Raw genomic sequence first — 14,891 nt, forward strand, 5'->3', positions numbered from 1 at the left:
GAATGTTGAAAAAATCGCCGCGCCGGTGATGGACAGGTGTCATCTCGCCCGCTCATGCGGGAGCGCCGTATACGCCTCTGCCCGCAATGCGGGCGGCAGCGCATACAGAATCATCAAGCTCAATCTTGGCTTGCAGATATTAAGATTTGGCTAACCAACGAATTGGCGTCCGTTAGGGAGAAACGCCGATGAACATCCGGTAAAGGCCGTTATCGTCGGAATTGACCGAGGAAATATGGTCGGGATCGCTGGGTGCCGTCTCAAAAGCTTCCGGCGGCATGGCGTCGAGCCAGCTTGCCTTGGGAAGTCTTCTTTCGGGTTGAGCGTTCGCGGGGTCGATGGGGCTGGCTTCGTCAGCGGGCGCGGTGAAGGCCGCATCATCGGGGACGAGCGGCGGGGCGGCCATGGATAGCAGCGCCTGCGCGGCATTGGGTTCTGTGTCGTAAGCGGCGCTGCCAGCCAGGCCGGAAATATCGGTCATGTCTGAACTCACATCATGTTTTGTTCAAGGGAATGATCGGGAGCGGCAATCATGCCGCCTTCTTCTTCAGCAGTTCATAAAGGCCATTGTCGTCGATCGAGATCGGCAAAATGGCTCTGCGGGCGTCTTCGACAAGCGCCTGCGCATCGAGCAGTTTTTGGCCGTCCGTTTCCGTCTCGGCCCGATTGCGGCCGGTGTCTGTCTCCGCGGGCACATTTTCGGTTTCCGCCGGGGCGGCCTGCTCAGCGGGCGCAGCTGCAAGTACGGAGATCAGTGTCGTTTCCGATGACGTGTCGGCCGGCGCCTGCGGGTCGTCGCCTGCCGTTTTTTCGTCGCCGGAAGCATCGATATGCTCCTTCACGACGTCCTGGAGCTCTTTAACGTCGTCAAGCTTGCCCTGCGCATTGCGGGCCTGAATATCCTGTTTCCTTTCGGCCTTCACTTCGGCATCGTTGATTTCGCCGATGCGTTCTTCACCACGTTCGGCCTGCAACTCTTCCTTGGTTTTGGGATCGGCGACGTCTTCCAGACGCTGGATGACCTTCAGGGTTTCACGCGTCATGAAACTGGCGCTCTGCGTCTGGTGGTTCAGCGCGTCCTTAACGGCGCGCGCCTCATCGCCATAGGGATTGGCGATGGCGGCGATCATCTGCCGGGCGGAGACGCCGAGTTGTTTGATGCCGGTCGATTCTTCCAGATCGTCGACGTTTTTCGGCAGGGTCGCGCGCGCCGCCATGATGGCATTCGACATCTGCTCGCCGAAATCCTCTTCCGTGCCGGTCAGGCCTGCGCCCTTCGCAATGCGGGCGGCAAGCGCGGCCATGGGGGCGGTCTTGGCGTTGGCGCCGTTGTTCAGCACATCCACGACCTGCGCTTCCGAAACGCCAAAGGATATCAGGGAAATCTTCCTGGCATTTCCCAGTGCGTCGGATTTTTCGAACTGGGTCAGCGTAAGCGCGTCCTGGAGCCGGCTTGCGAAGGCAAAGCTCGATTCGTTTGCTTCCTGCGTGACGCCAAGCGCAGAAACAAACCGGGAGATGAGGGACAAGAAAGCGTCAGGATCGAGTTTCATGGCGCCGAAGAGATAGGCGCTTATCTTCTCGTTGGCGGCGCGCTGGCTTTCGTCCGGGAGCGGGTTTGTCTTGACCGCATCGTTCTTTTTGGTGCCGTTGGCCTTTTCCTGCTCTTCGCGCTGGCGTTCTTCGATAGTTTCAACCATCGAGCGCATGAGGTCGCTGACTGCAATGCCCGCCGTCCGCTGTAACGGAGTAATCATCTGGAAAATCCCCGGCCGCCCAAAGTTGCGGCCGAGAATAGGCAATTCTGGTAAATCAGTGCTTAAACGAAGCGGCAGAAGGCTCAGCTATGGGCGAAAATATCGGTTTCTTCCCAGCCGAGGAGATCGAGCTTCGCGCGGGTCGGCAGAAAGGCGAAACAGGCGTCGGCATGGTCGAGGCGGCCGTCACGCACGAGACGCCCCGTCAGCTTGTCGCGCAGCGCGTGCAGGTGCAGCACGTCGGAGGCTGCATATTCGAGCTGGGCCGGCGACAGGGTCTCGGCAGCCCAGTCGGAAGATTGCTGGGCCTTGGAAATATCGACTTCCAGCATTTCCTTGAGATTATCCTTCAGCCCGTGCCGGTCGGTATAGGTGCGGGTCAGCCGCGAGGCGATCTTGGTGCAGAAGACCGGCGTGGTCGTCACGCCGAAGGTGTGGAACAAAACAGCGATATCGAAACGGCCATAGTGAAAGATCTTCTGGCGGGCGGGGTCGGCAAGCATCCGCACGAGGTTTGGCGCTTGCCTCTGGCCGGCGGCGATGCGAATGACGTCCGCGGTGCCGTCGCCCGGCGAAAGCTGAACGACGCAGAGGCGGTCGCGGCGCGGCACCAGTCCCAGCGTTTCCGTATCGATTGCGATGGCGCCGTTGTAACGCGCGGCATCTTCGGCGGAAATATCGCCTTCGTGGTAACGGATGGGTGCTGCCATGTCCTGCTCCAGAAATTCCAGTTTCCTGCTCCGGCTATAACGGAAAGAGCGGCGGGACGATACCGTTTTATCGGCCCGCCCAGCGCATCGCGCTCCACCGCCCTTGGTACTTGCCTTTGCGAAAGTCCCCGGGTTAGGGTCAGACATTCTTTCCTGACAAATCGCATGAATTCCTGATGACAAAGAAAATCTATCTCGCCGGACCGGAAGTCTTCCTGCCGAACGCGCGCGAAATGCTCGATCTCAAGGCCTCGCTGGCGCGGGAAGCCGGTTTCACGCCGCTTTCGCCGGGCGATCTGCAAATTCCGCCGGCGGATACCAGGGTCGGTCACGGCTGCAACATCAATGCCGTCGATGAGCGGATGATGCTGGAAGCGGATGCGGTGATCGCCAATCTCACGCCGTTTCGCGGCATCGCGGCCGATACGGGAACCAGCTATGAACTGGGCTTCATGTGCGCGCTGGGCAAGCCGGTCTTTGCCTATACCAATGTTGCGGCCAATCACTTCACCCGCATCAAGGCGCATTATGGCGGCGTCGCCACCCTGGATGAAACGGGCCGTTATCGCGGGCCGGACGGGCTATCGATCGAGAATTTCGACATGGTCGACAATCTCATGCTGCATGGCGGGATTTTGCGGCGCGGCGGCGTCATCATCATTGGCGATGCTCCCGAAGAGGCCTTGTATACGGATCTCGAGGCCTACAGGCGCTGTCTCGCGGCGGCGGCCGAAAAGTTACTGACACCGATTGACCCTGAAAAAACGAATAGAGTGGAGGCATCATCATGAGCGGAACCATCCTCATCACCGGCGCGACATCCGGCTTCGGACAGGCCGCGGCGCGGCGCTTCGTCAAGGAGGGCTGGAAGGTCATCGGCACGGGTCGGCGGGCGGAGCGGCTGGAGGCGCTTTCCGCCGAACTCGGCTCCGCCTTTCATGGCCTCGCCTTCGATATCACCGACGAGGAGGCGACTGGAAAGGCGCTGTCCGGGTTGCCGGAGGGCTTTCGGGATATCGACGTTCTCGTCAACAACGCCGGTCTGGCACTCGGCACCGCGCCCGCACCGCAGGTGCCCTTGAAAGACTGGCAGACCATGGTGGACACCAACATCACCGGTCTCCTCAACATCACCCATCATCTGTTGCCGACGCTGATCGGGCGCAAGGGTATTGTCGTCAACCTCTCGTCAGTGGCGGCACATTACCCCTATACGGGCGGCAATGTGTATGGCGGCACCAAAGCGTTCCTGCGGCAGTTTTCGCTTGGCCTGCGTTCCGACCTGCATGGCAAGGGCGTGCGGGTGACGTCCATCGAGCCCGGCATGTGCGAAACGGAATTTACGCTGGTGCGCACCGGCGGCAATCAGGAAGCCTCGGACAATCTCTACAAGGGCGTCAATCCGATTACGGCGGACGATATTGCCAACACCATTCACTGGGTCGCCTCGCAGCCCAAGCACATCAACATCAACAGCCTCGAACTCATGCCGGTCAACCAGTCCTTCGCCGGTTTCCAGGTCTATCGGGAAAGCTGATTTTCCCACGATTCCGGGGAGTGCTGAAAAACCGGGCAGGAATTGTCGAGCTATGCAGAAATGCAATGCTGCATTGCGAGACTTGCTCTGTTAAAAATCACGGATACCGCTATATTCAAATCATCGAAGCGACGCACTCCTCCTCCCAGCGTCGCTCGATGTGGATCGGTGGTACTCCTCCTCCCAATCGCCGATCAAGTTTGAAGCCTGCCGCACCTCCTCCCGCGGCAGGCTTTTTCCTTTTTGGGCGTGTTTTCCTTGAATATTTTTGGCTGACGACTTCCTGCGCGCCGGCTCAGTGCCGAGGGCGAGCCGTGATCGCCCTTGGATTTCCAGGGGATTTTGAATTTCTCCGTCAAGGCAACGCGTGTTGAAATCAGGCGTGCGTCGATCACATTTCCGTTATGTCTAGATAAATTTGCACAGTTTTGTCGTGGTGCGCCCGGCCGGGCCATTGCTTAGCCCCCGCCCTGTGTTTAAGCATGTGCAAAAGAACGCTTGGGAGGTTGCCGGCACGCCTGTGTCTGCGGCCCGAAAGCGGCGGGGAGAGAATGGCAGACTTTCAAGAGACGCTGAAGCGGTTTCAGCCGATCGCGGTTTCATCGATCGCTGAAGACGAGCTCGGGTTGCGGCTACGCGGCCTGCAGGCGCGAATGATCCAGCAAAATATCAAGGCGGTCTGGCTCGATGCATCATCGTCGCTGACCTATTATACCGGCCTGTCGCTTGGTCTTTCCGAGCGCATTCATGGCGCCCTGGTGCCGGCGGAAGGCCCTCCGGTCTATGTCAGTCCGACCTTCGAGGAGCCGAAGCTTCAGACGCTCATCCGCATTCCGGGTGAGGTTGCCGTCTGGGAAGAGGATGAAAGCCCCTTCGACCTGATGGCAAGGCGCATTGAGGCGCTGGCCTGTCCCGGTCATCTTGTCGCCATCGATCCCGCCACCCCCTTTGTCTTCGCATCGGCCCTCATGCAACGTCTGGAAGGCCGCATCATTTCCGCCCAGCCGATGATCGTCGCCCAGCGGCAGGTCAAATCCGCAGCCGAGATCGCCATCATCCAGACGGCGATGGACGCGAGCTACCGCGTGCAGAAGGCGGTTTTCGAAGGGCTGCGTCCCGGCGTTTCCACCACGGAAGTCGCCGATTTCGTCAACACGGCGCATATTGCCCTTGGCCTGAAGCCACTATTCGTGGCCGTCCAGTTCGGCGAGGCGACGGCCTATCCGCATGGCGTGCCCCATGCGCAGACGCTCAGCGAAGGCGATATGGTGCTGGTCGATCTCGGCGGCATTCTTCACGGTTATCGTTCCGATATCACCCGCACCTATGTCTTCGGCAAACCGACGGAACGGCAGCGTTTCCTCTGGAACGCCGAGCGCGACGCGCAGGCGGCGGCATTTGCCGCAGCCCAAGTCGGCGCTGCCTGTTCGGATGTGGACAGGGCCGCGCGCGAGAGCCTGAAAGCGGCCGGTTTCGGCCCGGATTATCAGCTTCCCGGCCTGCCGCACCGCACCGGCCACGGGCTTGGGCTGGATATTCACGAAGAACCCTATATCGTTGCAGGAAACACCACGGCGCTTAAGCCGGGCATGTGTTTTTCCATCGAGCCGATGCTGTGCGTTTATGGCGAATGCGGCGTCCGTCTCGAAGACATAGCCTATATGACGGAGGCGGGACCGCGCTGGTTCTGCCCGCCGGAGAAGAACCTCGACCGGTTGTTTCAGCCGGTCGCCGGGTAATTGGTCGGGAGGCAAAGGACCGAACGGCGACATGGGGCTCCCGCGTCGCTGCTGACCAGAAGAGGTAGGCCCCCTGACGGGGCCGCAGGAACTCAGAAAAAGAGGGAAAGGACCACCAGATGAAAACGCTGACCCGCAGTTTGCTTATCGCCTCTGCGATTGCGATCACTTCCGCCATGCCCGCCATGGCGAAGACCTTCGTTTATTGCTCCGAGGCATCGCCGGAAGGCTTCGATCCGTCGCCCTACACCGCCGGCGGCACCTTCGACGCTTCCGCGCATCCGGTCTACAACCGCCTGACCGAGTTCAAGAAGGGCACGACCGAAGTTGAGCCCGGCCTTGCCGAAAAATGGGAAGTTTCGAGCGACGGTCTGGAATATACCTTCCACCTGCGCAAGGGCGTGAAGTGGCACTCCAACGACAAGTTCACGCCGAGCCGCGAATTCAACGCCGATGACGTGATCTTCAGCTACGACCGCCAGCGCGATGCTAAGAACCCGTGGAACCAGTATATCGCAGGCATCACCTACGAATATTTCAACTCCATGGAAATGCCGTCGCTGATCAAGGACATCGTCAAGGTCGACGATTACACCGTCAAGTTCGTGCTGACCCGCCCGGAAGCGCCGTTCCTCGCCAATATCGCCATGCCTTTCGCCTCCATCGTGTCGAAGGAATATGCCGATACGCTGGAAAAGGCCGGCACCAAGGAAGACTTCAACAACCTGCCGATCGGCACCGGCCCGTTCAAGTTCGTCGCCTATCAGAAGGACGCGGTCATCCGCTACCAGAAGAATGCCGACTATTGGGGTGAAGCTCCGAAGATCGACGACCTGATCTTCGCGATCACGCCTGACGCCGCCGTTCGCCTGCAGAAGCTGAAGGCCGGCGAATGCCACCTGATGCCGTACCCGGCTCCGGCCGATCTTGCCGCCATCCGCGCCGATTCCAACCTCAAGCTCGACGAACAGCCGGGTCTGAACGTCGCCTATTTCGCCTATAACACCACCGTTGCGCCTTTCGACAAGCCGGAAGTCCGCAAGGCGCTGAACATGGCGATGAACAAGCAGGCGATCATCGATGCCGTGTTCCAGGGCGCCGGTCAGGTTGCCAAGAACCCGATCCCGCCGACCATGTGGTCCTATAACGACAGCATCAAGGACGATGCTTACGATCCGGAAGCTGCCAAGAAGGCCCTCGAAGCCGCTGGCGTCAAGGATCTGTCGATGAAGATCTGGGCAATGCCGGTTCAGCGTCCTTACATGCCGAACGCGCGCCGCACCGCCGAACTCATCCAGGCGGATTTCGCCAAGGTTGGCGTCAAGGCCGAGATCGTCTCCTATGAATGGGGTGAATATCTCAAGAAGTCGACGGAAGTGAACCGCGACGGCGCCGTCATCCTCGGCTGGACCGGTGACAACGGTGACCCTGATAACTTCATGGGCGTTCTGCTCTCCTGCGCTTCGGCAGGCGAAGGCGGCACGAACCGTGCGCAGTGGTGCAACAAGGAGTTCTCCGACCTGATTTCCAAGGCGAAGCAGGCGACAGATGTTGCCGAGCGCACCAAGCTTTACGAACAGGCGCAGGTGATCTTCAAGGAACAGGCTCCGTGGGCGACGCTTGCGCATTCCACGCAGTTCGTTCCCATGTCCGCCAAGGTCTCCGGCTTCACCATGAGCCCGCTTGGCGACTTCACCTTCGAAAACGTCGACATCGCGGAATAATCCCAAACAACGGACGCGCGGAAGGACCCTGTTCTTCCGCGCGTCTTTTCAGGAAAAAGCCATGATCCGGTTCATTCTCGGCAAACTTCTCTATCTCGTTCCGACATTTCTCGGGATCACTTTTGTCGCCTTCTCCTTCGTGCGCGTCCTGCCGGGAGATCCCGTGCTGCTGATGGCGGGCGAACGCGGCATTTCACCCGAACGGCATGCGCAGCTTGCCGAACAACTCGGTTTCAGCCAGCCCATCTGGCAACAATATCTTCATTTTCTCGGACGGTTGCTTCAGGGCGATCTCGGCAATTCGCTGGTTACCAAGAAGCCGGTTCTGACCGAGTTCCTGTCGCTCTTCCCCGCGACGGTCGAGCTTGGTCTCGTCGCCATCATCATCGCAACCTTGATCGGCGTGCCGGTCGGCGTCATCGCTGCCATCCGTCGCGGTTCTTGGTTCGACCAGATTTCCATGACGACCGCGCTTGTCGGCTTCTCCATGCCGATCTTCTGGTGGGGACTGCTGCTGATCATCATGTTCTCCGGCATCCTTCAATGGACGCCGGTGTCGGGCCGCATTTCGCTGATGTATTTCTTCCCCTCCGTTACCGGTTTCATGCTGATCGACAGCCTGATTTCGGGCCAGAAGGGTGCCTTCGTGTCGGCCTTTTCGCATCTTATCCTGCCCTCCGTCGTGCTCGCCACCATTCCGCTGGCGGTGATTGCGCGCCAGACGCGCTCGGCCATGCTGGAAGTCATGGGTGAGGACTATGTGCGCACCGCCCGCGCCAAGGGCATGTCTCCAGCCCGTGTCGTCGGCATTCATGCGCTGCGCAACGCCATGATCCCGGTCATCACCACCATCGGCCTGCAGATCGGCGTGCTGATGGCGGGCGCCATCCTGACCGAAACCATCTTTTCCTGGCCGGGCATCGGCAAGTGGATGATCGATTCCATCTCGCGCCGCGACTATCCTGTCGTGCAGAGCGGCTTGCTCCTGATTGCGGGTCTGGTGATGATCGTCAACCTGCTCGTCGATCTGACCTATGGCCTCATCAATCCGAGGATCCGTCACAAATGACCGATGTGACCACCACTCCCGGCGTCCGCCTTTCGGACGCCGCCATCCGCCGCCGGATGCTTGCCGATTTCTGGTTCTATTTCCGCCAGAACCGCGGCGCCGTCATCGGGCTTGCCGTCTTCATCCTGCTTGTGCTGGTGGCGATCTTCGCGCCTATCCTGGCCCCGCATGATCCGACACAACAATATCGCGATGCGCTGCTCGTGCCGCCGGTCTGGCAGGAAGGCGGTCGTGCCGCCTTCTTCTTCGGCACCGACGCGGTGGGCCGCGACATGCTGTCCCGCCTGATCTATGGTGCGCAATATTCGCTGTTCATCGGAATCGTCGTCGTTTCCATCGCGCTCGTCGGCGGCATCGTCATCGGTCTCATTGCCGGCTTCTTCGGCGGCTGGGTCGATACCGTCATCATGCGCGTCATGGACGTCATTCTGGCGTTTCCGTCGCTGCTTCTGGCGCTGGTGCTGGTTGCGGTCCTCGGGCCGGGTCTCACCAACGCCATGATTGCGATCGCCATCGTCTACCAACCGCATTTTGCGCGTCTGACGCGTGCGGCCGTCATGACTGAGTTGAGACGAGAATATGTCACCGCCGCCCGCGTGGCCGGTGCCGGCAATTTCCGGCTGATGTTCAAGACCATCCTGCCGAACTGCCTTGCACCGCTGATCGTTCAGGCGACGCTCTCCTTCTCGTCTGCGGTTCTCGATGCCGCCGCTCTCGGCTTCCTCGGCATGGGCGCGCAGCCGCCCGCCTCCGAATGGGGCACGATGCTGGCGGAAGCGCGCGAGTTCATCCTGCGCGCCTGGTGGGTCGTGACCCTTCCGGGCCTGACGATCCTGATCTCGGTGCTCGCCATCAACCTCATGGGTGACGGCCTGCGCGATGCGCTCGATCCCAAACTGAAGCGGAGCTGAGCGATGAGCCTGCTGAAAATCAAAAACCTCACCGTCAAATTCGCCACCGCCACCGGCGCCTTCACGGCCGTCGACGGCATCGACGTCTCTGTCGACAAGCATGAAGTGCTGGCCATCGTCGGCGAGTCCGGTTCCGGCAAGTCGGTATCGATGCTCGCCGTCATGGGGCTTCTGCCCGATACGGCGACGATCACCGCCGATGAGATGACCTTCGACGGCAAGAACCTGTTGGCCATGTCGCCGCAGGAGCGCCGCAGGCTGATCGGCCGCGAGATCACCATGATCTTCCAGGAGCCCATCGCCTCGCTCAATCCGTCCTTCACGGTGGGTTTCCAGATCGAGGAGGTTCTGCGCCTCAATCTCGGCATGAGCGGCGCTGCCGCGCGCGCCCGCGCCCTTGAACTGTTCCGGGCTGTCGGCATTCCCGAGCCGGAAACCAAGCTCAAGGCCTATCCGCACCAGATGTCCGGCGGCCAGTGCCAGCGCGTGATGATCGCGATTGCAATCGCCTCCAAGCCGCGCCTGCTGATCGCCGACGAGCCGACCACCGCCCTTGATGTGACGATCCAGAAGCAGATCCTCGATCTGCTGATGAATCTGCAGGAAGAATACGGCATGGCGCTGATCCTCATCACCCATGACATGGGCGTCGTGGCGGAAACCGCCGACCGCGTCGTGGTACAATATAAGGGCCGCAAGATGGAGGAGGCGGATGTCTTGAGCCTGTTCGAAGCCCCGCAGCACCCCTATACCAAGGCACTGCTTTCGGCCCTGCCGGAAAATGCCACCGGCGACCGTTTGCCCACGGTTTCCGATTTCTTCGGCAAGGAGGGCGTTCAATGAGTATCGTTGTCGAAGGCAAGGGCATTACCCGCGACTATCACGTTCCCGGCGGCATGTTCGGCGGCGCCAAGACGGTGCAGGCACTGAAGGGCATCGACTTTACCGTCGAGCGCGGCAAGACGCTCGCCATCGTCGGTGAATCCGGCTCCGGTAAATCGACGCTGGCGCGGATCATCGCGCTGATCGATCCGGCATCCGGCGGCGAACTGAAGATCGAAGGCAAGCCGGTCGATATCGCCAGACGCCGTCCCGATACGGAGATGCGCTCCAAGGTGCAGATGGTGTTCCAGAACCCCTATGGCAGCCTCAATCCGCGCCAGAAGGTGGGCGACGTCCTGATGGAGCCGCTGGTCATCAATACCAAGATACCGGCTTCCGAGCGACGCGAGCGGGCCGAAGCCATGCTGGTGAAGGTCGGTCTCGGTCCTGAACATTTCAACCGCTATCCACACATGTTCTCCGGCGGCCAGCGCCAGCGCATCGCCATTGCGCGCGCACTGATGCTGAACCCGGCGCTGCTGGTGCTGGATGAGCCGGTCTCCGCGCTCGATCTTTCGGTGCAGGCGCAGGTGCTGAACCTTCTCGCCGACCTTCAGGAAGAATTCGAGTTGACCTATGTTTTCGTCAGCCACGATCTTTCGGTGGTGCGTTACATCGCCGACGATGTGATGGTCATTTCGAAGGGTGTGGCGGTGGAGCAGGGCACGCGCGAGGAACTCTTCGCCGATCCGAAGCACCCCTATACCCGCCAGCTTTTCGCCGCGACACCGATTACGGATGTCGATGCCATCCGCGCCCGCGTGGAACGCCGCAAGGCGGCACGGCTGGCAGCGACGGCCTGACGGCTGACGACCGAGGTTAAGAACAGGCCGGATTTCCGGCCTGTTCTTTTTTCAGGACTTCAGGAAACGCTCGATTGCCGCAAGCGCGCCCTGTTCCCGAATGTCGCGATAGGCGGCTTTCAGGGCTGGGACGAAGGTTTCGTTCCTGGGAAGGTCGCTGCCAAATGTGCGCTCGAAAGTCAAAAATCGGTCGACGACTGCATCCGGCGTCATTGCCAGTTGATCCGGCGCATCCCACTCCTTGAAAGCGGGATCGAGAATGGTGATCGGCTGCCCCTTTTCATTCTTGTCCGCGCAGGACCTGATCCAGAGCGCGACGGCGAAAATGACCGCCCGGCTTTCAGCCTTCTCCGCAAGCAATTCGCGCAAGGGGCCAAGAATGCGCAGCGGCACTTTCTGCGACGCATCGGAGGCGATCTGCATGGTCTTGTGCTGCAATGAGGGGTTGGCGAAACGCTCCCGCAGGCCGTCTGCGAATTCCGCCCCGTCGACGGCGGGGTCGAGCGTCCGTTCGATCTCGCGCCAATAGGCGTCGACGAAATCGCGCACGGGCTTTTCATTCCATGCATCCGCCACCGTCGCAAGGCCGGCAATCTGGCCGATGGCGGCGATGGCACTGTGGGAGCCATTCAGTATTCTGAGCTTCATATGCTCGTATGGCTCGACATTGCCGACGAATTCCACGCCCGATTTCTCGAGCGCCGGCCTTCCATGCGGAAAACGGTCTTCAATGACGAAACGGAAATAGGGTTCGGCCACCACCGGCCAGGCGTCGCTGAGGCCGAGTGCGGTCGAAATCGCCTCGCGATCGGCATCCGTGGTGGCGGGAACGATCCGGTCCACCATCGAGCAGGGGCAGGCAATATTGGTTCTAATGAAGGATGCCAGTTCCGGATCGGTCAATTCCGCAAACTCCAGCAGAAGCTTTTGCAGCACATGGCCGTTGGCGGGCAGGTTGTCGCAGGAAAGGAGCGTCAGGGGCCGGGAACCCTCTTTACGCCTGCGCCGTGTGGCCGCAAGGATGAAGCCGAAGATGGAGCGCGGCCGCTCCTGGTTTTCGAGATCATGGACGATATCGGGATGATCGCGCAGCAGGCTGCGGGAGGCGAGATTGGTCAGGTAACCTTTTTCCGTCACGGTCAGGGTGACGATGAGGACGCGCGGATCGGCCATCCGCTCCAACAGCCGTTCAGGCTCTTCCGGCGCGACGATGGTTTCGAGAATAGAACCGATCACGCGCATGCGCTCGCTCTCACCGTCTCGCAGGCAAAAGGTGTAGAGATTATCCTGCGGCTCGATGGCGTCGCGCGTATCAGGGCTGCGCAGCGATGCCGCGACGATGCCCCATCGGGCTTCGCCGCGATTAAGGCAATCGTCGATGAAAACCGCCTGATGCGCCCGATGAAAGGCTCCGACGCCCAGGTGGACGATGCCGGGCGTGACGCTTTGACGGTCATAGGCGGGTGTCGTGACGGATTGCGCCAGGCGGGGCAGGGTTGCAGCGGAAAGCCGATCTGTCATCGATGCAAAATCCCCATGCGGAACGGGGCGGTTGTGGCTTGCGCCGCTCTCGTTGCGACGTCCGGCTTGTGGCACATCATGTCGGTTCCTCCCCTCACATGCGGAATGATCAGGCGCCGGCCTCTTTGAGTAGCCGGACCTGGCGCAGCGTATTCTGGCGGCTGCGCTCGAGATGCCGCCACAGGGCATCGACGATCTGGGCCTTGCTGCCGGCGGTGATGGCATCGGCGATATTCTGGTGCTCCTCGACCGAGCGGGCGTAATCGCCGAGGATAGAGACGAAAACCGTGTGGGTCTGGTCGAGAATGCGCTCATGCGAGCCGGAAATGACCGGAATGCGCGCCGCCGATACAAGGGTCGCATGGAAGCTGCGGTCATAAAAAAGCGCTTTCGACAATTCGTCGAGCGTCGAGCCTTTGGCGAATTCGCGATGTTTCGCAAGGCTTTCCAGAAGCTCCGCGTGCAGGGCTCCATCCAGTTGCCCGGCATCGAAGGCCACTTCCACCGCACCTTTTTCGAGCAGCATTCTGGCGGCGTAAAGTTCCTCCACATCCTCCACGGTGAAATCGCGAACCACCATGCCGCGCCGGGAGGAATTGACCACCAGTCCATCGGCCTCGAGTTTCAGGCACGCTTCCTTGACCGGCGTGGGGCTGATGCCGAGATCGGCGGCAAGCTCGTTCGGGAGCAGGCGTTCGCCGCCGCGCAATCTACCGCTGACAATGCGCGCGCGCAGTTCCTGATGCGCCTGTTCGGCGAGCGTGACTTTGACCAGCGAGTTCATGGCGGCATCATCGCCCAGCTTTGCGGGACTGGCAATGGCGGAATATTAAAAATAAAAAATTTTTTATTTTACAAAGGCCATTTTTGCTTTAGCTCTATCCGTCATTGGAAGCCGGCTGCTGGAGGAGGGCGGTCTGGCAATTTCCCGAAAGCCATCTTCGCGGCCCGTGGTCGCGGCGCGCGGCGTCTATTCCTCCCCGGAAGCGATCAAGCATCGAGGAATGACCGATCATGAGAATTACCGCTGTCGAACCTTTCATCCTGCACCTGCCGCTGACATCGGAGTCCATTTCCGATTCCACCCATAGCATCACCCATTGGGGCGTCGTCGGTGCAAAGATCACCACCAGCGATGGCCTTGAGGGCTATGGTTTTACCGGCACCCACGCGCATCTGCCGTCGGACAGGCTGATCACATCCTGCATCAGCGATTGTTACGCGCCCTTGCTGGTGGGGGAGGATGCGTCGGAGCATTCGAGGCTCTGGACGAAACTGGCCCGTTATCCGGCTCTACAATGGGTCGGCAGGGCGGGCATCACCCATCTGGCGCTGGCGGCAGTGGACGTTGCGCTCTGGGACCTGAAGGCGAAAAAGGCGGGCGTGCCGCTCTGGCACTATCTCGGCGGCGCGCGCACGGCGGCGGTGGAGGCTTATAATACCGATATCGGCTGGCTTTCCTTCGCGCTGGAAGATTTGCTGGCGGGCAGCGCAAGGGCGGTGGAGGAAGACGGTTTCACCCGCCTGAAGATCAAGGTCGGGCATGACGATCCGAATATCGACATTGCCCGCCTTGCGGCCGTGCGTAAGCGTGTCGGTTCGTCCATCCGCATCGCCATCGATGGCAACGGCAAGTGGGATCTGCCGACCTGCCAGCGTTTCTGCGCGGCGGCGAAGGATCTGGACATTTACTGGTTCGAGGAGCCGCTCTGGTATGACGATGTGACGAGCCATGCGCGGCTGGCGCGCAATACATCCATTCCGATTGCGCTCGGGGAGCAGCTCTACACGGTGGATGCGTTCCGCTCATTCATCGATGCGGGTGCGGTCGCCTATGTCCAGCCGGATGTGACCCGGCTCGGCGGCATCACCGAATATATTCAGGTCGCCGATCTGGCGCTTGCCCATCGCCTGCCCGTTGTGCCGCATGCCGGCGAGATGAGCCAGGTGCATGTGCATCTGAGCTACTGGCACCCGGCCTCGACTGTTCTCGAATATATTCCGTGGATCAAGGATCATTTCGAAGAGCCGATCCATGTGCGGGACGGTGTTTACAAACGTCCGGAGCGCCCCGGCGCTAGCACCACGCCGCTAGCGGAAAGCTTCGCCCGCTACGGCAAGGCGGTGAAATAAAAAGGCGGCGCATAAAATGCGCCGCCAGACTGCTGACAAACCCCTGGCGTGAGCTGGGGGTTTATGATTCATTGGGACATGTTGAAGAAACCTGCTCCTGAACAG

At 60.5% G+C, this 14,891-nt stretch carries 14 protein-coding genes; 9 read left to right on the forward strand and 5 right to left on the reverse strand.

What is annotated here, in order from left to right:
• Window positions 1-172 precede the first annotated feature (172 nt).
• The 3 genes from BS627_RS19515 to BS627_RS19525 form a co-directional block, all read right to left on the reverse strand.
• Window positions 173-481: a hypothetical protein gene (locus tag BS627_RS19515; protein ID WP_077984815.1), complete on the reverse strand. Its 309-nt coding sequence runs from the start codon at window positions 479-481 to the stop codon at window positions 173-175.
• A 49-nt stretch (window positions 482-530) separates the two neighbouring features.
• Window positions 531-1,757: a hypothetical protein gene (locus tag BS627_RS19520; RefSeq protein ID WP_077984816.1), complete on the reverse strand. Its 1,227-nt coding sequence runs from the start codon at window positions 1,755-1,757 to the stop codon at window positions 531-533.
• Window positions 1,758-1,840: 83 nt separating this feature from the next.
• Complete coding sequence (locus tag BS627_RS19525) at window positions 1,841-2,467, reverse strand: ribonuclease D (RefSeq protein WP_077984817.1); 627 nt, start codon at window positions 2,465-2,467, stop codon at window positions 1,841-1,843.
• Between the two features lie 176 nt (window positions 2,468-2,643).
• On the opposite strand from BS627_RS19525, the gene BS627_RS19530 reads away from it, so the two are divergent.
• From BS627_RS19530 to BS627_RS19570, 8 genes are all read left to right on the forward strand, one after another.
• Window positions 2,644-3,258, forward strand: coding sequence for a nucleoside 2-deoxyribosyltransferase (locus tag BS627_RS19530; protein ID WP_077984818.1), 615 nt, complete (start codon window positions 2,644-2,646; stop codon window positions 3,256-3,258).
• Window positions 3,255-4,004 (forward strand): SDR family oxidoreductase, encoded by a 750-nt coding sequence (locus tag BS627_RS19535; protein ID WP_077984819.1) that lies wholly within the window; start codon window positions 3,255-3,257, stop codon window positions 4,002-4,004. The genes BS627_RS19530 and BS627_RS19535 overlap by 4 nt, the downstream gene beginning before the upstream one ends.
• A 551-nt stretch (window positions 4,005-4,555) precedes the next feature.
• A complete protein-coding gene (locus tag BS627_RS19545; protein WP_077984865.1) occupies window positions 4,556-5,743 on the forward strand; it encodes a M24 family metallopeptidase in 1,188 nt (395 codons plus the stop codon).
• Window positions 5,744-5,862: 119 nt separating this feature from the next.
• A complete protein-coding gene (locus tag BS627_RS19550) occupies window positions 5,863-7,467 on the forward strand; it encodes an ABC transporter substrate-binding protein (RefSeq protein WP_077984820.1) in 1,605 nt (534 codons plus the stop codon).
• A 61-nt stretch (window positions 7,468-7,528) separates the two neighbouring features.
• A complete protein-coding gene (locus tag BS627_RS19555; RefSeq protein WP_077984821.1) occupies window positions 7,529-8,536 on the forward strand; it encodes an ABC transporter permease subunit in 1,008 nt (335 codons plus the stop codon).
• Window positions 8,533-9,447, forward strand: a complete 915-nt coding sequence (locus BS627_RS19560) for an ABC transporter permease subunit (RefSeq protein ID WP_077984822.1) — start codon at window positions 8,533-8,535, stop codon at window positions 9,445-9,447. Before BS627_RS19555 ends, BS627_RS19560 begins: the two co-directional genes overlap by 4 nt.
• Before the next feature lie 3 nt (window positions 9,448-9,450).
• Window positions 9,451-10,290 (forward strand): ABC transporter ATP-binding protein, encoded by an 840-nt coding sequence (locus tag BS627_RS19565; RefSeq protein ID WP_077984823.1) that lies wholly within the window; start codon window positions 9,451-9,453, stop codon window positions 10,288-10,290.
• A complete protein-coding gene (locus BS627_RS19570; protein WP_077984824.1) occupies window positions 10,287-11,132 on the forward strand; it encodes an ATP-binding cassette domain-containing protein in 846 nt (281 codons plus the stop codon). Before BS627_RS19565 ends, BS627_RS19570 begins: the two co-directional genes overlap by 4 nt.
• A 51-nt stretch (window positions 11,133-11,183) precedes the next feature.
• On the opposite strand, the gene BS627_RS19575 is transcribed toward BS627_RS19570, so the two are convergent.
• Together BS627_RS19575 and BS627_RS19580 are read right to left on the reverse strand one after the other, a co-directional pair.
• Window positions 11,184-12,653 (reverse strand): mannitol dehydrogenase family protein, encoded by a 1,470-nt coding sequence (locus BS627_RS19575; RefSeq protein WP_077984825.1) that lies wholly within the window; start codon window positions 12,651-12,653, stop codon window positions 11,184-11,186.
• A 109-nt stretch (window positions 12,654-12,762) separates the two neighbouring features.
• The gene (locus tag BS627_RS19580; RefSeq protein WP_077984826.1) at window positions 12,763-13,437 is read right to left on the reverse strand and encodes a GntR family transcriptional regulator; all 675 of its coding nucleotides are present in this window, start codon (window positions 13,435-13,437) and stop codon (window positions 12,763-12,765) included.
• A 230-nt stretch (window positions 13,438-13,667) separates the two neighbouring features.
• Between BS627_RS19580 and BS627_RS19585 the strand changes: the two genes are divergently transcribed.
• Window positions 13,668-14,786, forward strand: coding sequence for a mandelate racemase/muconate lactonizing enzyme family protein (locus BS627_RS19585; protein ID WP_077984827.1), 1,119 nt, complete (start codon window positions 13,668-13,670; stop codon window positions 14,784-14,786).
• Window positions 14,787-14,891: the final 105 nt, after the last annotated feature.

Origin of the sequence: Agrobacterium salinitolerans (assembly GCF_002008225.1) — a bacterium.
In the GTDB taxonomy this organism is placed as follows: Bacteria; Pseudomonadota; Alphaproteobacteria; order Rhizobiales; family Rhizobiaceae; genus Agrobacterium; species Agrobacterium salinitolerans.